Genomic DNA, 19,213 nt, shown 5'->3' with positions numbered 1-19,213 from the left:
AACCAGTTCAACCGATACCTGAGGGGATCCAACCGCAGGCCGCTCCTTGCCCACGGTTGGCGATCCGCATCCCAGATCCTCCGCCATTATCAGGACGTGGTGTAACACATGATTGACAAATCTACATCGCGCCAAAAACAGGTAATAATACCTGGTACCGCACGCGCTCCGGGTTGACAAACGGGCGGCGGCGCAACCATACTGGTCGCAGCATTCGGAAAGCAGGGACCGTACATGATCGCTCACCCATGTCTGCTTCTCAACGACCACCGAGTCGAGGTCGCGAAGGCCAACATCGCTCAGCACGAGTGGGCGCAGACGGCGTATCAGGAGCTGAAGGTCGGCGCTGACCGGCTGAGGGAGATGAAGCTCCCGAAGTTCGAGACCGCATGGTGGCAGGAGGCGTCGAAGAAGCACTACAGCCAGACGCATGCCGTCGTCTACCAGCACACATGCATCGTGCCCAGGCCGCCGATTGACCTCGCATGGAAGTCGGCGCTCGTCTACAGCCTCGGGGGCGGGAGGGAGTATGCCGACCGCGCGAAAGAGGTGCTCCTTCACTACACGAAGCTCCGATTCCTGGCGGAGACGCACCCCGACTCCGGCCTCTTCTACTCGAGCTGGGGGATATCCGCGCTCCAGGCGTACGACATGCTCTACGACGACTTCACGCCGGAGGAGCGCCTCAGGCTCGACGACTTCTTCAAGCGGATGGTCTGGGCGATCGCGGACAACGACGCGCTGTGGATCGAGAAGAACTTCGGCGGCCGGTACAACAACCACGTGGCCTGGCACAAGGCGATGATGCTCGCCTACGGGCTGTTCTACGGCGAGCCGAAGTGGATCGAGCGGGCGATGGAGAGCGATCAAGGCATCCGCGACCTGATGGAGAACGGCTTCCGGGACGACGGCACGTGGTTCGAGAGCAGCCTGAACTACCATTTCGTCGCACTGACCGCGCTTATTCAGTCAGCGGACATGATGCGCGTGTCGAAGTACCCGCTCGACCTCTACACCCACGAGTTCGCCGGAGGGCGGACCCTCGAGCAGGGGTTCTCGGGGATGCTGCAGGTCGCGTTCCCGGACACGCTCGTCCCGCCGATCGGCGACACCTACGGCGGGCTGATTCGGCTGAACAACGTGCAGCAGTACGAGTACGCCTGGCAGGCCTACCGGAAGCCGGTCTACGCGTGGCTTCTCTCGCAGGTCCGGCGCGGCCCGGACTTCATGACCCTCTTCCGGGAAGCCGAGCCGTCCGGCGGCAAACCGCCCTCGGTCAAGAGCCGCGACTTCCCGGAGCACGGGCACGTGATGCTCAGAAGCATCGAGGGCAGAGAGTACTGGGGCAGCGACTCGTGGGCGGCGTTCCTGAGCTACGACCTGGACAGCATCCACTCGCACCGCGACAAGCTCGATTTCATCCTCTTCGGCCGGGGGAAGCTCCTCGCCCCGGACTGCGAGGCGAGACCGTCCGCGGCGCACGCGTTCTCAGCACAGATTCAGAACGAGCTGAACCGAACGACGGTCTGCCACAACACGCTGATGGTGGACGGCAAGAGCCACCAGGGCGTCCGGGAGAAGCTCTCGCTGCTCGAGTTCAAGCGGACACCCGACGTGAAGACCGCCACCGCCGCCGACCTGAAAGGCCTCGTGTACCCCGGCGTGAGGATGCAGAGGACTGTCGCGGTGACCGACGACTATGTCCTCGACGTCTTCCAGGCGGCCTCCGATGCCGAGCACACGTGGGATTGGCTTTTCCATGCCGTTGATGACGACGGCAAGACGGAGATCGCGGGCGACTTCCGCCCGTTCGAGTTCCCCGCCGAGCCGCCGTGGACCTGGCTCAGGAACGCCCGGTCCGCGAGGATGGACGGCAGATGGCAGGCGGACTGGACGCAGGGCGACGTGCGCTTCCGGCTGACGATGCTCGGCGAGCCGGGGACCGAGGTCATCGAGTGCGACTTCCCGAGGAACGACCGGTTCGAGGCGCCGGCGTTCCCGATGCTGATGGCCCGCCGGACGGGGAAGTCGGCCGTCTACGTCGCCCTCTACCAGGCGGAGAAGGGCGAACTTCCGTCGGCGGACGTGAAGCTCTCAACCGGCGACGGGAAACTCAAGGTGAGCGTGGCATTGGACGGCAGGACGAGAGAGCACGACGTGAGGACTCTGAGGTAGGGGCACGAAAAAGCCCCCCGGCTCGATGAACCGGAGGGCATTGCGTCGAGTAGATCTGTGCGCTACATACCTACTACATTTGTCGCCTGAGGACCCTTCGGTCCATCGGTGACTTCGAACTGGACTTCCTGGCCTTCGAAAAGATTCCGCCGGCCGGTCCCTTCGATGGCGGAGTAGTGGACGAAGACGTCGCTTCCATCTTCCTGAGAGATGAAGCCGTAACCCTTCGACTCGCTAAACCACTTCACCTTGCCGTTCGCCATTACAAACCTCCTTTTGCCCATCAAGCGCACAGCCGTAACAGGAGGTTTTCTAGCGTGCTAAAGAACGCAGTCCCGACCCATGCACTTGCGGTATCCCAGGCATCTTTCGTGCCTTCCGGTATATGATAGCACATACTGTCAAAAATGCAAGAGGTTTCTCGGTTGTCTACTCTTTGCGGGCGATTGAGCGCGAGCGGCGCAGTTCGTCCTCCAGGCTGTCGCGCATGCGGCTCATCTCCTCTTCCATCTGCCGGCGCATTTCGTCCATCTGTTCCAGCAGGTTGAGGATCACCTCGACGCCCGCCAGGTTGACCCCCAAGTCCTGAGTGAACCGCTGAATCTGGCGCAGGCGTTCGATGTCCGCGTCCGAGTACATGCGGTTCTTGCGCCCGATGCGCTGGGGCTTGATCAGACCGATGCGCTCGTACATCCTGAGCGTCTGGGGATGCACCTCGCAGAGCCTCGCGGCCACGCTGATCAGGTACAAGGGCTCCCCGCCCTCATGTTGCTCTGCGGCCTTATTCCTGTCAGCCATGGATTTCACTTCCTTCCGGAGCGACCGTGGGTCCTCTCCCGACCCCTTGGCCCCCAAGACCGCATCAAGCCTTCGCGGTCTCCATGGAATCCGCGAGCTGCCTGACCAACTCGCGCTGTTTCTCCGTCAAATTCTTCGGCACGGTTATCCGCACCCTGGCAAACAGATCGCCCCTTCCTCCGCCGTGCAACCGGGGCATGCCCTGGCCGGAGAGCCTGAACGTCTGCGAGCCCTGAGTCCCGGGCGGAAGGGTCATCGTAACGCTGCCCGTGAGAGTGGGCACGCGGACCTCACCTCCGAGCGCGGCGGTCGAAAACGGCACCGAGACCTCGCGGTAGAGGTGGTCGCCCTTGCGCTCGAACTCCTTGTCCGGATGCATCCGGACTGTCAGGTACAGGTCGCCCCGCTTGCCGCCCGGGCCCGGAGCGCCCTCGCCCGCGAGCCGTATCCTCGACCCGGCGTCAACGCCCTTCGGTATCTTGACTTCGAGCCGTCGAGGCGGCTCGCCCGGGTTCAGCGCGATCGAAATCTGCTTTGAGACGCCCTCGAACGCTTCCCTGAGAGTTACCTGTATCTCGCTCTCGACGTCCGAGCCGCGCATGTCCCTCGTCGCGCCGCCCGGGCCTCTCGGGCCGAAGAGCATCTCGAAGAAATCGCTGAATCCACCCCCTCCGCCGACATCGAAATCGAAGCCGCCGCCGGGGTACTGCTCGTACCTGAATCCGCCCGGGGCGCCCGCGCCGCCCGGACCGCCCGCTCCCGGGAACCCGTCGCCGTAACGCGCCCAGTCCTTGCCGAAAGTGTCGTACTTCCGCCGCTTCTCTTTGTCGCTGAGAACCTCGTTGGCCTCGCTGACCTCCTTGAACTTCTCCTCGGCTTCCTTGTTGCCGGGGTTCACGTCAGGATGGTACTTGCGGGCCAGACGCCGATAGGCCTGCTTGATCTCCTTCTCGTCGGCGTCCTTCTTGACTCCCAGTACGGCATAGTAGTCTTTGTAGTCCATGTGTCGGTGCCAGTTCACCGGTTGCAGGAGCGGATTCCGATCCCCGACGGCTGGGTTAGCCTCTCGCTATGCCACCAGAGTGGCTGCTCGAGGAGATCGGTTGTGTTGTCTCGGACCCAGGACCCGCCGGTCTCGAGTGCCCCGGACCAGGCCCGGGGTTTGTCGAGAGACGGCCTTGCGGCACAATCAATCGCGGATTGGAATCCGTTCCCGCAGTCTTGCTATGGGCGGGGCGGTCCCTGCGACCGCCCCGCGCGCCGCCGATTACTCGACAGTGACGTCCACCTTCTTGGGCTTGATCTCCTCCGACTTCGGTATGGTGACCTCCAGGATGCCGTCCTTGTAGGCGGCCTTGACCTGATCGGACTTGACCGGCACGCCGATAGTGAAGGTCCTCTGGAACTGACCGTAGGCGCGCTCGATGCGGACGTAGTTGTCCTTCTTCTCCTCAGACTCGAACTTCCGCTCGCCGCGTATGGTGAGCTGTTCTCCGCTGAGTTCGATGTCTATGTCTTCCCGCTTCATTCCGGGAAGCTCCGCCTTGACGACGATCTTGTCATCGTCCTCGACCACGTCCACCGGCGGCGCCCACACTCGGGCGGCCGGCGCCTCGCGCCTCGGCCTTGCCATGCTCTCCTGGAAGAGCCTGTTGACGTCCTCCTGCAGAGACTCGAGGTCGCGAAAAGGATCCCATCTGACCAGTGACATAGCAAACACCTCCGTTTTTGGTGGTTTGTCGTTCCCACGGGCTGTGCCCACGGGAAATCGTCTGCACTTTCCCCCTCTCCTCAAGGGAGGGGAGGAAGTGCTGCTCTTCTAGCTCTGCTCTTCGAACTCCGCGTCTATCACGCCGTCGTCCGCGCCGGGAGCGGCCTCCTGGCCGACCCCGACCTCGGGACCCGGCTCCCCGGCGGCCTGCTCGCCACCGGACGCGGCCTGGTACATCATCTCGGAGAGCTTGTACGACGCCTGCTGCAGGTTGTCGCTCGCCTGCTTCATGCGGTCGGTGTCTTCCGACTTCAGCGCCTCGCGCAACTCCGCCACCGCGGCTTCGATGGACGACTTCTGGTCGGCAGGCACCTTGTCGCCGAGGTCTGCGAGCAGCTTCTCGGTCTGGTACACGAGGCTGTCCGCCCGGTTGCGGGTCTCGGCGGCCTCGCGGGCCTTCTTGTCCTCGTCGGCCATGCGCTGGGCGTCGGCAACCATCCGGTCCGTCTCGTCCTTGCTGAGCCTGGTCGAGCCGGTGATGGTGATGCTCTGCTCCTTGCCGGTGGCCTTGTCCTTCGCCGACACGTTCACGATGCCGTTCGCGTCAATGTCGAACGTGACCTCGATCTGCGGGGTTCCCCTCGGCGCCGGCAGGATGCCGACCAGGTGGAAGCGGCCGAGCGTCTTGTTCGCGCCGGCCATCTCGCGCTCGCCCTGGAGAACGTGCACCTCGACGTCGGTCTGGCCGTCAACCGCGGTCGTGAACGTCTCGCTCTTGCGGGTCGGGATCGTCGTGTTGCGCTCGATCAGCTTGGTGAACACGCCGCCCAGGGTCTCGATGCCGAGCGAGAGCGGAGTCACGTCCAGCAGTACGATGTCCTTGACCTCGCCGCCGAGGACTCCTGCCTGGATCGCGGCGCCGACTGCGACGACCTCGTCCGGGTTCACGCCCTTGTGAGGCTCCTTGCCGCCGAGCTTCTGCACGAGTTCATAGACCTGCGGCATGCGGGTCGAGCCGCCGACGAGGATGATCTCCTCGATGTCGCTCGGCTTGAGCTTGGCATCCGAGATCGCCCTCTTGAACGGGCCTACGGTCCGCTCCAGCAGGTCGGCGGTCAGTTCCTCGAACTTGGCGCGGGTAAGCGTCATCTCGAGGTGCTTCGGGCCCTCCTGGGTAGCGGTGATGAACGGCAGGCTTATGTTCGTCTGTACTACGCTGGAGAGTTCGATCTTGGCCTTCTCGCACGCCTCACGGAGCCTCTGCAGAGCCTGGCGGTCGCTGCGCAGGTCAATCCCGTCCGACTTCTTGTACTCGTCGGCGACGTAGTCAACGATCCTCTCGTCCCAGTCGTCTCCGCCGAGCTGGGTGTCGCCGGCGGTGGACTTGACCTCGAAGACGCCGTCGCCGACCTCGAGAACGGATACGTCGAACGTCCCGCCGCCGAGGTCGTACACGAGTATCGTCTCGTTGCTCTTCTTGTCGAGTCCGTACGCGAGAGACGCCGCCGTCGGCTCGTTGATGATCCTGAGGACGTTGAGCCCCGCGATCTCGCCGGCGGTCTTCGTGGCCGTGCGCTGTGCGTCGTTGAAATACGCGGGCACGGTGATGACCGCATCCGTCACCTTGTCGCCGAGATAGGTCTCCGCGTCGGTCTTGAGCTTCTGCAGGACCATCGCGGATATCTCCTCCGGGGTGTGGTCCTTGCCGTCAATGTTCACCCGAAAGTCGGTGCCCATCTTTCGCTTGATGGACGCCACCGTGCGGTCGGGGTTCAGGATCGCCTGGCGCTTCGCGGTCACTCCGACGAGGCGCTCGCCCTCCTTCGAGAATCCCACGACCGATGGGGTCGTCCTGTTGCCCTCGGCGTTCGGGATGACTGTCGGCTCGCCGGCTTCCATCACCGCGATGACCGAGTTGGTCGTTCCCAGATCAATGCCTACCGTTCGTCCCACTTCAAAACACCTCCCGATGTATGGTTCGGATCTCCTGCCGGAACGGGCGAAACCCACCGGCTGAAAGTCATTTACCCTGAAACCAGGGTGATTATACAACTTGAGTGCATCGTTGTCAAGTCCTTTGACAGAAAAATTATCGGGTTTTTCGCGCCCAATCTGCACGGCACTGCCACGAGAGTGATTGCAGACCGCGGGCCAATACTTCTCCTCAGCAGCGCAGGCCTCAGTGAAGGAAGGTGACGGGTGGAGCGTAGAATATACTCGCGATGAACAGAGCCGCCACAATCGCTTTGGTGTGGACATGCCTCGCGCCGCTCGCCGGCGGGGCCGCCTCGAGCGCGCCGCAGGCCGATGCCAACTGCCTGATGTGCCACAGCTCAGGCAAGATCGCCAAGGAGACCGCCGGCAAGAAGTCCTCCCTCTATGTGGACGCACTACCGATGGCCGAATCCGCACACGCCAAGTTGAAGTGCGTCGAATGTCACGCCGACCTGCCCGACCGACCGCAGATGCACGCGAAAGACGTCGCCTCGGTGCAGTGCGCCAACTGCCACGACTTGAGAAGCTCGCACCCGGACGCAATCCACATAGGCATGAAATCAGACAAGGCGGCACCGGCGTGCCGCGACTGCCACGGCTCGCACGACATCAGGCCGGTGAAGGACCCTCTCTCGCGGGTGAACCGCGCGAGTTCCACAGGCGTCTGCGCGGCGTGCCACGCCGACCTGAAGTCCCTACAAAGTTACCGCTTCGGCGTCCACGGCGCCGTCGCGAAGCTTGGCGAGATGCCCGCCGCCGTCTGCACGGACTGCCACAAGGTCCACCACCCTAAGGCGCTCGGGCGGTCCGTGGACTGCATGGGATGCCACGAGGCCCAGGCAGAGGCCTACACCGCCGGATCGCATGGTATCGCCAGGATCGGCGGCGATCCGAACGCCCCGGACTGCGTGGACTGCCACGGCGGGCACGACCTCCTTCGGAAGGACGACAGGACTGCCGGCACGCACAGGCTGAACGAGCCCCGCATGTGCGGCAAGTGCCACAACGACGGGAAACTGATGCGGGAGTACGACCTGCCGGGCGACAGCCTGAGAACCTATCTGCACAGCTACCACGGGAAGGCCAACCTCCACGAGAGCGAGAAGGCGGCCGTGTGCTCGGACTGCCACGGCGCGCACAAGGTCCTGCCGTCGAGCGATCCGGCCTCGATGACGAATCCCTCCAACCTCGACAAAACCTGCGGCGAGTGCCATCCGGGCGTCAACACGAAGGTCGCGCAGGGACAGACTCACGTGCGGATCGCGAAGGAGAGCAGCCCTCTCCTGTACTACATCGCAAACGGATTCAAGTGGCTCACGATCATCACGATGGTGATGCTCTGCGGTCACATCATGCTCGATCTGTTCTCCCGCCTGCGCAGGAGAATCACGGCCCTACTGAGGAGAGGCTCATAGGCGTCAGATGCCCGACGAACCGGAAACAACCGAGAAAGATATGAAGCCTGACGAGGAGCATCTCGCTCCGCCCGGGGCCGTTCAGGAGCCGGAGACCGCGAGACCCGAGAGGCATTTCGTGAGGTTCTCGCTCCTCTTCCGCCTCCAGCACATCGGGCTGTTCGTCAGCTGTCTCGCGCTGATCGTGACGGGCATCCCGCTGAGGTTCGCGCACACCTCCTGGGCGGCCGCCTTCTTCCGCGCCGTCGGCGGAGTCGAGGCGAGCGGGCTGATCCATCGGGCCGGAGCCGCGCTGCTGATCCTTGTCGGGGTCTTCCACCTCGTCTACACGGTCGCCTTCCGGGAGGGCCGGAGCAACTTCATGGAGCTGCTGCCGAAGGTCAAGGACGTTAGGGACGTGATGCACAACGTACTGTACTTCTTCGGATTCGCCGGGGAGCGCCCGAAGTTCGCCCGGTTCAGCTACTTCGAGAAGTTCGACTACTGGGCGGTCTACTGGGGCATGGTAATCATGATCGGCTCGGGCCTGGTCTTGTGGTTCAGCACTAGGGCGATGGCGCTCCTGCCCAAGGTGTGGATGGACGTGGCTCACGAGGCCCACAGCGACGAGGGGTTGCTTGCGACACTGGCGATCGTCGTGTGGCATTTCTACAACGTCCACTTCAGCCCGGACCACTGGCCGGGAGGGAACCTCACCTGGTGGCACGGAAAGATGACCGAGCGCCAGATGCTTCACCATCACGCGGCGGAGCTCGAGAAGATCACGGCGCTGGATATGGAACCGGAGCCGGACAAGCCGGAACTGCCTGAGGACGCCGCGGCCGAGGCGCCGCCTGCGGAGCCGGAGCAGATCGAGCCGGACGTCCGGGAGGAGGGCGAATCGTGAAGCTGAGAAGAGGCTTCGGATACGCGGCCCTGATCCTCGCGCTCCTCGCCGCGGCGTCTCTCGCCACCTCCTGCAGGCGGGAGCCCATCAAGCACGGCCGGAAGCCCGGAATCATCGGCTACCGGGTCGCCCCCGCCGTCGGGCCGCCGGTCACCCTCCCGGTCGCGGCCAAGCCGATTCGCCCCGATACCGACCGCCGATACCGCGAGCACGCCGCTAAGTGGACGGCGGCCCACGCGGCGCAGGCAAAGTCCGACGCCGGTCGCTGCGTCAGGTGCCACGAGCCGGAGAGCTGCGTCGCCTGCCACCAGAACAAGCTGCCCGCGACTCACTCAAAGGCCCGATGGGTTGCCGCTCACGGAGCGACTCCGTCGAAGGACCTGGTGCAGTGCGAGACGTGCCACACGGACGACTACTGCGCGGCCTGCCACGACTCGGCGAGGCCGGCCTCTCACGGAAAGGACTGGGGCACGGCCCACGGCAAGCGGTCGGCCGGCGCCCAGTGCTCGGTATGCCACAAGCCCGACTACTGCAGCAGGTGCCACGGGCTGGCGATGCCTCATCCTGAAGACTGGACGTCGGTACACGGGTCGGGAAGCAGCGACGCCATTTGCGGCCGGTGCCACAAGCAGAGCTACTGCCGGGACTGCCACGGCGTTGACCTGCCCCACCCGGTGAACTTCGTTATGGAGCACAAGAAGTACGGCGCGAGCCTTGCCCCGGATTCGACGTGCTTCAAGTGCCACGAGCAGAAATACTGCGGAATGTGCCACACGAATATGTGAGCACGGAGGTGAATGCCCGATGATGGTCAGGAGACTCGCTCTGATACTTGGATTCTGCGTCGCCCTCGGCGCGGCCTGGTTCTGCACCGGCCAGGCGCAGGACGACGTGAAGCACGTCGGGTCCGAGGTCTGCCTGATGTGCCACTCGGACACGTCCAAGACCTGGGCTCTTACCGCTCACCGGGGGATCCTGTTCAGCAAGGACCCGTCCGCCAACGGGTGCGAGGCCTGCCACGGGCCGGGAGGGGCTCACGTCGAGGGCGGCGGCGACATCAAGAAGATCATCAGGCCGCAGGAGCTTCCCCCGGACAAGCTCGCCGACATGTGCCTGAAATGCCACACGGGGGAGCACGTCACACTCTGGCACACGAGTGTCCACGCCCGCGCGAAGATGAGCTGCATAAAGTGCCACGACGTCCACAAGCCCGGCCAGCAGCAGCTTCTCAGCGATCTCGAGAACGCCAGGCTGTCGGTCGAGGGACTGACTCGCGCGATCAAGCAGACGGACCTGGCGTCCAACATCCCGGCGGAGGGAAGCCAGGAGAAACTCGCATCCGTTCAGAAGGTGAGAGACCTGCAGGCCGGCCTCGAAAAGGCGCGCAAGGAACTGAAGGGCGCGGAGACCGCCTACCGCCGCAATGCCGAGCCTTACGTGTGCTACGACTGCCACAAGGCCCAGGAAGTCCGGACCAGGATGCCCTCCCACCATCCGATTCATGAGGGCAAGTTCAACTGCTCCGACTGCCACAACGCCCACGGAGGCCCGAACGGCATGCTGGCGAAGGAAACCGTCAACGAGACCTGCCGGACTTGCCACGCGGAGAAAGCGGGGCCTTACGTGTTCGAGCATCCGGCGGTGACCGAGGACTGCCTGAACTGCCATGACCCTCACGGCTCGGTTCAGAACAAGCTTCTCACCCAGAACGAACCGTTCCTGTGCATGAAATGCCACTCCGGGACGCATGCCGCCAGAGGGGATGTCTCCCGGTTCACACAGCGGTACACCACGTGCACGAACTGCCACACGCAGGTGCACGGATCGGACTCCAACGAGGCGCTGTTCGACTAGCGCCGCCTCGCGGGGAATCGAAGAGGAGGAAACGCGGATGAACCTCGTTTGCCGTATGATAACGTCGGCGCTGATCGTACTGCTCATCGGCGCCATTCCCGCTCTGGGCCAGACGGATATAGTCAAGGGGCGCGACGGGCTCTTCCACGTGGACTTCGGCCTGTACTCGGACCGCAGCAGCGGCAATCAGGACTGGGTTCGCGAGTACGACGGCCGCATGTTCGATCTGTGGGGCATCGATCTCCTCAGTTCCTACGGCTACACCGGCGACTATCAGTACTGGTTTCAGGCGCGGAGCCTGCTGCCGGGCGACGAGGACCTCTCGCTCGGGCTCGGCGTAAGGGACGAGTTGGGGTTGAGCGTCAAGACCACCTCAATGCTCCACAGGCTCGCGCGCATACCGGGGAACGACCCGTACCTCTCGCCGCTGGGATTGACCGGCGGAGCCTTCACGGATCTGACTCCCGGCAATCCGCTGAGCCTCAGATGGCGCGTTGACCAGTTGGGCCTTCGCCTGACGCCCGGGGCGGGCGCGGTGACTCTCAGGGCGAACTGGTGGCGGGAGTCCGACACGGGCGCGACGCAGTTCAACTACCGGGGAAGCAGCCCCAGCCGGATGGAGAGCGTGGACTTCGGGGCCGACCGGAGCACCGAACAGGGAACGCTGGGGACCGACTTCCGGCTCGGCCGAAGCACGTCGCTGAGCTACAGCTACGAGGACAACAGCTTCTCCGACGGCGGCCGCCCGGTGATGTCCGCGGTGGACATAGACGACCCCCGTCCGTGGCTCGTCACGATACCGAGCATCAAGACGACCTCCAACGTCATAAAGGCGAGGAGTCGGCTCTCGAACCGCCTGTATTTCAGCGGCGCGCACATTGACCGGAGCAGGGCTAACCAGACGGCGGCCATCGTGGACAGCGCCGCCGTCAAGACGAGAGCGACCAACGCTTCGCTCACCTTCCTGGCGTCGGGCGACCTCACCCTGTTCGGACGATACAGGGACTACAGGCTGGACAACCGCGTGAGCCCCCTACTGGGCGACGTCGGAGACCCGGCGGACAACGTGGCCCTGGAGCGGCGAGAGCGCTCCCTGCAGTTCGAGTCGGACTACTCGGGCATACAGAAGGCCCTCGTGCGGATCGGGTACGAGCACAGAAAGACCGAGCGGAACCTGCCGGACGGCTTCCCTGACGACCCCGATCTGGCAGCCGCGATGGAGTCCGCCACGACTTCCGACATCCTGCGGGCCAGCTTCAACTACCACCCGGGGTGGAGGCTGAGCCTGTCCGGAAAGATGGAGGACTGGAACATCAGCAAGCCGGCATTCAAGGGGTCGCCCGGCGGACGCAGGAAGACCGGCCTCAACGCCACGTACCTCTCGAGCGAGAAACTGGTCTTCTACGCGGACTACGGGCGGCTGCACGACACCCGAGATGACCCCTCCGGCCTCGACAACAAGTCCACTGACGCGACGATCGGAGCCTGGTACGGGCTGAGCGACAAGCTGAACCTGGACGTGCTGTACGCCGACTCCAAAGTCAACGCCACTACGCTCTGGGAGCTGTCGCCTCACGCCCTCGATCCGATCTCCTCGGAAGATGTGCCGTACAGGGTGCGGAACAAGCAGTACTCCGTGGGCCTGAACCTTCGGTTCGCGCCGAAGACCTCGTTGTACTGGCGCTTCCTGAGGTCGGATTCCAGCGGGAAGAGCCTCGTGACTGCGCTGGTACCGGGCAGCCCGACGCTCCCGGACGGCTGGGCTCCGCTCGAGGTCGGCGAGAACCGCTGGACGATCGGGTTCACCCGCGACCTCACCGCCCAGAACCGCGTCCTCCTCGAGTACTCGCTCGCGGACTGGGAAGACGATATCGACGCGAACAACGACGGGCGCTTCAACCTCTGGCGCGTCGCCTGGTCTACGGATTTCTAGGCCGTGAACCGTCGAGAGGCTCTGTCTGAAATCGGCAGGCTGGCGCTCGGAGCCGCCGCCCTTGCATCGGTCCCGGGCGCGGTCCGCGCCGAGAAGCCGAAGTGCCGACCGACGATCTCGGGCGCGCTCTGGTGGTTCGACCCGGCGGAGACCGTCCGTTGGGGCGAATCCGGGTGGCGCAGGGAACTCGAGGAGCAGCGGAAGATCGGCTTCGACCTCCTCTGGCTGGTCAACGCGCCCGCCGGTCTCGATCATCCCGGCGACCCGCTCGGGATCGTGATGGACCTCTGCGCCAAACGCGGAGTCCAGGTCATCCTCGACACCGGCACGGCAATGCCCGACGTCTGGTACGCCGACCTTCAGCCGAAGGCTCAGCTCGAGGCATGCGGGAAGAACATCGCCCGACTCGCCGAGCGGTTCAAGGGCCATCCGGCGTTCTATGCATGGTACATCCCCCACGAGATCTACATGTGCTGGGACGATCAGGCGAAGAAGATCGAGCAACTCTACGCCGGCCTGACCGACCTGTGCAGGAAGGCCGCCGACGTGCCGGTGACGCTCTCGCCGTTCTTCATCCTCGACCGCGACAAGGTCTTCGGCGGCTTCCGCTTCAACGAGCCGGACGAGTACCGGGAGTACTGGACGCGGCTGATCCGGAAGTCCGGCATCGCCGTCATCATGCTCCAGGACAGCGGCGAGCACTTCTCCTACGTAACGAACGAGCAGCGGAGACCGTTCTTCGAGGCGATGTCGGCGGCATGCCGGGACTCGAAGGCGCGGCTCTGGGGGAACGTGGAGACCGCCGAGTTCGAGTGCCCGAGCATCGAGGAATATGTCAGGCGGTACGGACGCGTGCATCACTCGACGGTCAAGAACGCGCCCTGGCGTCCGGTCCCGATCGGGCGGCTCAGGGAGAAGCTCGACCTCGCGTCCCGATACTCCGAGCGGATCGTCACCTGGGGCTACCGGGAGTTCTGCCGCCCATCGCTCGGCGACCGCGCCCGGAAGTGGTATGAGGACTACCGTCAGTATGCGGCGGTGGTGCGGAATCGCGAATGACGCGAAGAGGACGAAAAGCGCGAAAGAAAGTCCTCGTGCTCCACCAGTGGCTTCGCTCTCCGCACCCAGCGTTCCTTGCCTCAGACTTTCGCGATCTTCGGGCAGTTTCGCGTCATTCGAGATTCAAGGGTGGCGCGCATGAGCATGCCTGCCCCGCTCGTTCACTAAGCGCTTGACCTCGACCTTCTCTGCGCCGAAGTTGATGAGCAGTGCAACGCGGAACCTCGACGCCCTGAGGTAGGAGAGCGTCTGGATGTAGTCCTCCGGGAGCAGTTCCTTCCGCGCCTTGATCTCCACTATGCAGTCGCCGGCCACGAAGTCAACTCTCCGGGTGTCAATCTGTCGGTCTTTGTAATAGACGGGGATCTTCTCTTCCCGGACGAACTCGACGCCCGCCGACTGGAGTTCGAGCGCGAGCGCCCGTTGGTAGACCACTTCCTGGAACCCGGGCCCGAGTTCCTTGTGCGCTTCGATAGCCGCACCGATGATCCGGCCGGTGTTATCATCGAAGTCATAGCCCTTGGTACTCATCGGTGCAGCCTCCTTGTGTGAGGATGTGGCCGTCGTCTTGAATCGCGAATGACGCGAAGCGGTCGAAAAGCGCGAAAGAAAGTCCTCGTGCTCCACCGGTTGTTCGACTACCTGCAATCGGCTACTTGTTCCACCATTTCGCGGCCTTCGGATGCCTTCGCGTCATTCGCGATTCAGCACCCCCTCCGCGCCTCCGCCATGTACGCATCCAGGTTCTCGACCGGGGTGCCGGGGACGATCGGGCTGCCGTTCGCCAGGACGAAGGGGCCGTGCTGTGCAGCCCGGAACTGGCGGCGGACCTCGACGCGTATCTCATCCGGCTCCCCGAGGCGCAGGAGCGTGCTGTCCAGGTTACCGAACAGGCAGACCTCCGGGCGGAGCGCCTTGCGGATCTCGACCGGGTCGAGCGTGAACGTCTTCTTGCTCTCCTCGATCATCAGCCCGGCCATGTCGAGGCTGTTGATCAGCCGCATGTTCGGGCGCACGTCGCCGAGCCAGTAGCCGATCGGGAGCAGGCCGATCTTCCGCACCTCGGAGTAGAACCACCGCTTGGTGTCCCCTTCGAGCCGCTCGTGCATCGAGGGGGAGATATTGTCGAGGCTGCCGGGAAATCCCTCGGAGAAGATGTAGGCATCGGCGCCGCACGACTTGGCGGCTCGAACGTCGGTCAGGAAGCGCTCGCAGTCCTTGTATATGTAATACGCGATCAGGTCGGGCTTGTCAGCGCAGGCGATCGCGGTGTCCTCGAACGACCAGCCGTGGATCCACGACCCCGGCGCGCCGTCGTTGATGGCGATCAGGGGAGTGTCGGACCGGTCTGACCCGTCTGACCTGTCGGACGGTCCGGAGAGCATCCTCATGTGCTTGAAGCGGCCGGAGTCGAGGATGTCTTGCTCGGTGTGGGCGATGGCGGCGTAGAAGTCGTCTATCTCGGCCTTCGACTCGAGCTCGAGGGTCGGACCCTCGCCCCACCAGGGGAGGTCGCCGTAGTCGTCGAGGCCGTAGTCGTCGCGGATCTCGATCCAGCGGGTTCCGTCGGCGCTCGCGAGCAACGCCTTGCCGTCCTCGACCTTGCGCGCGCGGTCCCAGAAACCCCGCCATCCGGCCGAGCCGAGGTGCATCCAGTCCGGCTTGAACCGCTCATGGAAGGCCCGCTCGATCTCGGCCAGCTCGCGGCCGCCCTGGTAGTACTGGAACTTGGGGTGCTGACCCGCGAACTCGACCTTGTAGTCGCCCCAACTGTGGAGCACGACCGGCGGAGGGATGACGGATTCGCCCGAGAGTGCGCGGGTCATCCGGTCGCGAGAGGTCACTGAGCCCACCAGGTGTTCTGAAGGACTCCGATGAGTTGGGAATACTCGGCCGTCGCGGGGTCGAGCGACTGCACTGAGTTGCGCTGGGCGTCGGCCACAAACCCCACTTCGGAGGAGTCCCCATGGAGGGCCCTGATCGTCAGAAGCTCGAGGTCTTCGGACTTGGAGCACGCCTCTCGCAGCACGATCAGCGACCCTCGGACGACCGCGTCGGCCCGCTGTTCGCGGGACGGTTCCGGCATGGTGAACGTGATCGCGGCCGAACGGTTTCGCGGGTCGAACGCGATGCCCGTGACCTGCAGGCCCCTCCGGGTCAGCACCTCGGAAGCGTTCATCGCCTGGAGCAGAGCGTTCTCGCGGGCTGACATCAGGCCGATCGGCTGACGGGCGGGCGCGGGCGGCTCCGACTCCGGCTCACCCTCCGGAACGGTGCTGGGGATGTGGACCACCTGAGGGTTCTGCGCGGGAGGCGCGGCTCCGGGCTCCGTGGACTTCCTCTCGGGGAAGATCATCGGCCAGACGGCTGTTATTAGCAGCAGCAGGCCGATCGCCAGAGCCGCTTCCAGCAGCACTCGCTTTGCAGTCCCGATCATCTCCGCGCGGCGGTCGTGCCCGGCACGGCGATCGTCCGGACGGTGGGCGATGATCCCCTCCAGTTTGGCGCGGTCCGCCTCGTTGTCCGGGTCGAGGTCGAGGGCCAGCTTGTACCAGTGAACCGCCTCGCTCGTATGCCCCTGCTCGCGGTAGATATCGCCCAGAAGGGAGTGGGCGGGCGCGCAGTCCTCGTCGAGGGCGAGGGCGAACATGCACTTGTCTATCGCGGCCTGCCATTCGCCGCGCAGGCGGTAGAGGTTCGCGGACGAGAGGGCGGCGTGAGTATCATCGTCGCAGGCGGGCAGCGAGGCTCCGCACTCGGTGCAGAACTTCGCATCGGGAGCTGTCGCGGCGGCGCATTTCGGGCAGGTGGACGTGAGTTCGTCGGACATGCGAGCCTACACTCCGCTGTGGCCGAATCCGCCCTCGTTCCGGACGGTCTCCGGCAGGGTGTGAGTCTCCACGAGAACGGCGCGTTCCACCGGCGCGACGACGAGCTGCGCGATCCGGTCTCCCCTGCGTATGGTGAACGGCTCGTGCCCGTGGTTGATCACTATCACCTGGATTATACCACGATAATCGGAGTCTATCGTACCGGGGGAGTTGACCATGCCGATTCCGTGTCGGAGGGCGAGCCCGCTTCTGGGCCGCACCTGCGCCTCGAATCCTGAGGGGATAGCGATGCGGATGCCGGTCGAGATGAGCCCGCGTTCGCCGGGAAGCAGCGAGACGTCATCGTCAATCGCCGCGAGGAGATCCATTCCCGCCGAGCCGGAGGTGGCGTACTCGGGCAGGGGCAGGTCTTCCGTGCCCGGCTCTCTCTGAACGAGGATCGTCGCGGCGCCGCTGGTCATGACCCTTTTACCGGAGAAGCCCGGGACGTACCCCGGGCTCTGTTGAACCTGCTCTGAGTGATCCCTCGCCGGCGGCTTGCACCGTTTAGGCCCGGGACGTCGGCAATTCGTTCGCTATGTCTGAGCGGCCGCGGCTTCCTCGGTGTCGCGCTCTTCCATCTCCTCGACGCAAGGAGGCTTCAGGGGCAGCGTGAAGATGAAGCTCGAGCCCTGGCCGACTTCGCTCTCGATCCAGATCTTGCCGCCGTGGGCCTCCACCAGGTGCTTGACGAGGTAGAGCCCGATCCCGGTCCCGCCGACCTGCCTGGTATCGCGGTTGTCTATGCGGTGGAACCTGTCGAACACCTTGGCGATGTGCTCCTTGGGGATGCCCATGCCCTGGTCCGTTACGCTCAGGGTCACGAAGCCGTCGGCGTAGGATCCCCTGATCGTGACCTCTCCGCCCTTGGGCGAGTACTTGATCGCGTTGTTGGTCAGGTTCGTGAGGATCTGGTCCACCTTGTCCTCGTCGGCGATGATGGTCGGGATTCCTTCCTCCAGCTCCACCTTCAACTCGTGCTTGTTCGTGTAGGACCTCTGGACGCTGATCACTTTCTCCACCAGGCTGTAGAGCTCGACTTCCTTCGGGTTGAGGTCGAGCGCGCGCCCGGCCTCGATGCGGGAGACGTTCAGCAGGTCGCTGATCAGGCGGGTCAGGCGGTCGCACTCGGTGTCAATGATCGTGTAGAACTCGCGCTGGGTGTCGCCATCGTAGTAGCCCTCGACGTCGGCGAGCAGGGTGGAGATGAATCCCTTGATCGAAGTGAGCGGCGTCCGCAGTTCGTGGGACACCGTGGAGACGAACGCGGTCTTCATGCGCTCGATGTTGCGCAGCTCCGTGATGTCGTTGAATATCGCGACGGCGCCCATGACCTGGCCCTCTTCGGACTTCACGAGGGCGGTCTGGAGCTGATAGATGTGCTCTACGCTCTCGTCCTCGGTGAGCAGGGATATCTCGCCCGCGGTCTCCTCGCCGCTCTCGAGCGCGGAGGAGATGATCTCCTTGCACTTCGAGTCCTCGATGATCTCGTAGTACAGGCGGCTGATGTCCTTGCTCTGGATGCCGAACATCTCGCGGGCGGAAGCGTTCGCCTGCATGATCCGGCCTTCCTTGTTGACCATGAGCAGGCCGGCGTAGACGCTCTCGATGATGTGCTCGAGTTCTTCCTTCTCCTCGACGACCTCGCGGAACATCTGCGCGTTCTGGATGACGGCGGTGGCGTTTCGCGCGAGGCGCTCCAGCAGGCGGACGTCTTCCTCGATGAAGATGTTCCCGTAGCGCTTGTTGAAAACGTGGAGGACGCCGATGGTGTTCGTCTCGATGACGCGGTTCTCTTCGTCGCGCTTCTCGACGACCAGCGGCACGCAGACGCCGTTGGTGACGTTCAGCAGCGCGACGTTCTCTTTCATCGTGCGCTCGTCGGTCAAGGCGTCATACAGGATGACCGGCTTGCCTTCCCTGAAGACCTCGCCGGAAACACCCTGGGTCGCCCTGACCCGGAACTTCCTTATGTCGTCGTCGGAGAGGCCGTACGCGGGCTTCGTGGCCACGAGTTCCCCGCGGTCCTTGTCGAGGAGCATGAACACGCACTTCTCTGCCTGCAGTATCGCGGCGATCTTGGCGACGAGCCTCTTGAGGGTCTCTTCGAGTTCGGTTATCGGCGCGGACTCGCCGGTTTCACTCGAACTCTTGATCCGCTGCTCGAGTTCCTTGTTCGCCTTCTCGAGAGCCGCGATGTAGCGAGCCTTCTCTTCCAGCTCCTTCCGAAGATGCTGGACCTGCGATGCCAGGTCCTCATGCTCAACCATTATGCAAGAACTACCTTTCAGTCCGGATCGGCGGATAGATGAACAGACACGCGGTCACACCCGATGATTATACCACACGGGAAAACCGAGGGTCAACCATCGTGCTCTCTATCCGGCCGTCGGAACCGCATATCTGGAATTCTCGTCCTATTATTATCATTGGCAATCCGCCGGCGCTTCAGAAGGTTAGGAATGTGACCGCGGCGGGAAAAATGTTAACGCTTCAGGAAGGAGATTCGGCGTCGGT

Annotated in this window: 17 protein-coding genes; 7 read left to right on the top strand and 10 right to left on the bottom strand. The window is 64.0% G+C overall.

Annotation, left to right across the window (positions count from 1 at the left end; translation table 11 throughout):
- The first annotated feature begins 234 nt into the window (after positions 1-234).
- Positions 235-2,175 carry an alginate lyase family protein gene (locus KBC96_14345; protein MBP6965573.1) on the top strand — a complete coding sequence of 647 codons (1,941 nt, stop codon included), beginning with the start codon at positions 235-237 and terminating at the stop codon, positions 2,173-2,175.
- Between the two features lie 62 nt (positions 2,176-2,237).
- Here the strand turns inward: KBC96_14345 and KBC96_14340 are convergent, their stop codons facing one another.
- From KBC96_14340 to dnaK, 5 genes are all read right to left on the bottom strand, one after another.
- Entirely contained in the window at positions 2,238-2,438 is a 201-nt protein-coding gene (locus KBC96_14340; GenBank protein MBP6965572.1) for a cold-shock protein, read from the bottom strand.
- Between the two features lie 166 nt (positions 2,439-2,604).
- The gene (locus tag KBC96_14335; GenBank protein ID MBP6965571.1) at positions 2,605-2,973 is read right to left on the bottom strand and encodes a helix-turn-helix transcriptional regulator; all 369 of its coding nucleotides are present in this window, start codon (positions 2,971-2,973) and stop codon (positions 2,605-2,607) included.
- Positions 2,974-3,037: 64 nt separating this feature from the next.
- Positions 3,038-3,976: a DnaJ domain-containing protein gene (locus KBC96_14330; GenBank protein ID MBP6965570.1), complete on the bottom strand. Its 939-nt coding sequence runs from the start codon at positions 3,974-3,976 to the stop codon at positions 3,038-3,040.
- A gap of 264 nt (positions 3,977-4,240) precedes the next feature.
- On the bottom strand, positions 4,241-4,684 hold the full coding sequence (locus KBC96_14325) for an Hsp20/alpha crystallin family protein (GenBank protein ID MBP6965569.1): 444 nt from the start codon (positions 4,682-4,684) through the stop codon (positions 4,241-4,243).
- A 108-nt stretch (positions 4,685-4,792) separates the two neighbouring features.
- Positions 4,793-6,637: a molecular chaperone DnaK gene (gene dnaK, locus KBC96_14320; GenBank protein ID MBP6965568.1), complete on the bottom strand. Its 1,845-nt coding sequence runs from the start codon at positions 6,635-6,637 to the stop codon at positions 4,793-4,795.
- A gap of 269 nt (positions 6,638-6,906) precedes the next feature.
- On the opposite strand from dnaK, the gene KBC96_14315 reads away from it, so the two are divergent.
- Genes KBC96_14315 through KBC96_14290 form a run of 6 tightly spaced genes read left to right on the top strand, consistent with a single transcriptional unit; the run spans position 6,907 to position 13,826 of the window.
- Positions 6,907-8,094, top strand: a complete 1,188-nt coding sequence (locus KBC96_14315; GenBank protein ID MBP6965567.1) for a hypothetical protein — start codon at positions 6,907-6,909, stop codon at positions 8,092-8,094.
- 40 nt (positions 8,095-8,134) lie between these two features.
- Complete coding sequence (locus KBC96_14310) at positions 8,135-8,980, top strand: cytochrome b/b6 domain-containing protein (GenBank protein ID MBP6965566.1); 846 nt, start codon at positions 8,135-8,137, stop codon at positions 8,978-8,980.
- Positions 8,977-9,765: a hypothetical protein gene (locus KBC96_14305; GenBank protein ID MBP6965565.1), complete on the top strand. Its 789-nt coding sequence runs from the start codon at positions 8,977-8,979 to the stop codon at positions 9,763-9,765. The genes KBC96_14310 and KBC96_14305 overlap by 4 nt, the downstream gene beginning before the upstream one ends.
- A gap of 19 nt (positions 9,766-9,784) precedes the next feature.
- Positions 9,785-10,834 carry a hypothetical protein gene (locus KBC96_14300; protein MBP6965564.1) on the top strand — a complete coding sequence of 350 codons (1,050 nt, stop codon included), beginning with the start codon at positions 9,785-9,787 and terminating at the stop codon, positions 10,832-10,834.
- A gap of 37 nt (positions 10,835-10,871) precedes the next feature.
- Positions 10,872-12,767, top strand: a complete 1,896-nt coding sequence (locus KBC96_14295) for a hypothetical protein (protein MBP6965563.1) — start codon at positions 10,872-10,874, stop codon at positions 12,765-12,767.
- A 3-nt stretch (positions 12,768-12,770) separates the two neighbouring features.
- Positions 12,771-13,826 carry a DUF4434 domain-containing protein gene (locus tag KBC96_14290; GenBank protein MBP6965562.1) on the top strand — a complete coding sequence of 352 codons (1,056 nt, stop codon included), beginning with the start codon at positions 12,771-12,773 and terminating at the stop codon, positions 13,824-13,826.
- Positions 13,827-13,949: 123 nt separating this feature from the next.
- On the opposite strand, the gene KBC96_14285 is transcribed toward KBC96_14290, so the two are convergent.
- From KBC96_14285 to KBC96_14265, 5 genes are all read right to left on the bottom strand, one after another.
- Positions 13,950-14,357 (bottom strand): GxxExxY protein, encoded by a 408-nt coding sequence (locus KBC96_14285; GenBank protein ID MBP6965561.1) that lies wholly within the window; start codon positions 14,355-14,357, stop codon positions 13,950-13,952.
- Between the two features lie 173 nt (positions 14,358-14,530).
- Positions 14,531-15,670: a hypothetical protein gene (locus KBC96_14280; protein MBP6965560.1), complete on the bottom strand. Its 1,140-nt coding sequence runs from the start codon at positions 15,668-15,670 to the stop codon at positions 14,531-14,533.
- Complete coding sequence (locus KBC96_14275) at positions 15,667-16,656, bottom strand: tetratricopeptide repeat protein (GenBank protein ID MBP6965559.1); 990 nt, start codon at positions 16,654-16,656, stop codon at positions 15,667-15,669. The genes KBC96_14280 and KBC96_14275 overlap by 4 nt, the downstream gene beginning before the upstream one ends.
- 6 nt (positions 16,657-16,662) lie before the next feature.
- Entirely contained in the window at positions 16,663-17,118 is a 456-nt protein-coding gene (gene dut, locus KBC96_14270) for a dUTP diphosphatase (protein MBP6965558.1), read from the bottom strand.
- Between the two features lie 114 nt (positions 17,119-17,232).
- A complete protein-coding gene (locus tag KBC96_14265) occupies positions 17,233-18,966 on the bottom strand; it encodes a GAF domain-containing protein (GenBank protein MBP6965557.1) in 1,734 nt (577 codons plus the stop codon).
- Between the last annotated feature and the right edge of the window lie 247 nt (positions 18,967-19,213).

The organism is Armatimonadota bacterium (genome assembly GCA_017993055.1).
Classification (GTDB): Bacteria; Armatimonadota; UBA5829; order DTJY01; family DTJY01; genus JAGONM01.
Note: the sequence above shows the minus strand (reverse complement) of the source record. Positions and strands in the feature narration are given on the sequence as shown.

What these genes read in the sequence shown, in the direction of transcription:
- KBC96_14340 (MBP6965572.1), bottom strand. Translation starts at nt 2,438, where the DNA reads ATGGCGAACGGCAAGGTGAAGTGGTTTAGCGAGTCGAAGGGTTACGGC.
- KBC96_14265 (MBP6965557.1), bottom strand. Translation starts at nt 18,966, where the DNA reads ATGGTTGAGCATGAGGACCTGGCATCGCAGGTCCAGCATCTTCGGAAG.
- KBC96_14315 (MBP6965567.1), top strand. Translation starts at nt 6,907, where the DNA reads ATGAACAGAGCCGCCACAATCGCTTTGGTGTGGACATGCCTCGCGCCG.
- KBC96_14300 (MBP6965564.1), top strand. Translation starts at nt 9,785, where the DNA reads ATGATGGTCAGGAGACTCGCTCTGATACTTGGATTCTGCGTCGCCCTC.
- KBC96_14325 (MBP6965569.1), bottom strand. Translation starts at nt 4,684, where the DNA reads ATGTCACTGGTCAGATGGGATCCTTTTCGCGACCTCGAGTCTCTGCAG.
- KBC96_14330 (MBP6965570.1), bottom strand. Translation starts at nt 3,976, where the DNA reads ATGGACTACAAAGACTACTATGCCGTACTGGGAGTCAAGAAGGACGCC.
- KBC96_14345 (MBP6965573.1), top strand. Translation starts at nt 235, where the DNA reads ATGATCGCTCACCCATGTCTGCTTCTCAACGACCACCGAGTCGAGGTC.
- KBC96_14295 (MBP6965563.1), top strand. Translation starts at nt 10,872, where the DNA reads ATGAACCTCGTTTGCCGTATGATAACGTCGGCGCTGATCGTACTGCTC.
- dut (MBP6965558.1), bottom strand. Translation starts at nt 17,118, where the DNA reads ATGACCAGCGGCGCCGCGACGATCCTCGTTCAGAGAGAGCCGGGCACG.
- KBC96_14310 (MBP6965566.1), top strand. Translation starts at nt 8,135, where the DNA reads ATGAAGCCTGACGAGGAGCATCTCGCTCCGCCCGGGGCCGTTCAGGAG.
- KBC96_14275 (MBP6965559.1), bottom strand. Translation starts at nt 16,656, where the DNA reads ATGTCCGACGAACTCACGTCCACCTGCCCGAAATGCGCCGCCGCGACA.
- KBC96_14285 (MBP6965561.1), bottom strand. Translation starts at nt 14,357, where the DNA reads ATGAGTACCAAGGGCTATGACTTCGATGATAACACCGGCCGGATCATC.
- KBC96_14335 (MBP6965571.1), bottom strand. Translation starts at nt 2,973, where the DNA reads ATGGCTGACAGGAATAAGGCCGCAGAGCAACATGAGGGCGGGGAGCCC.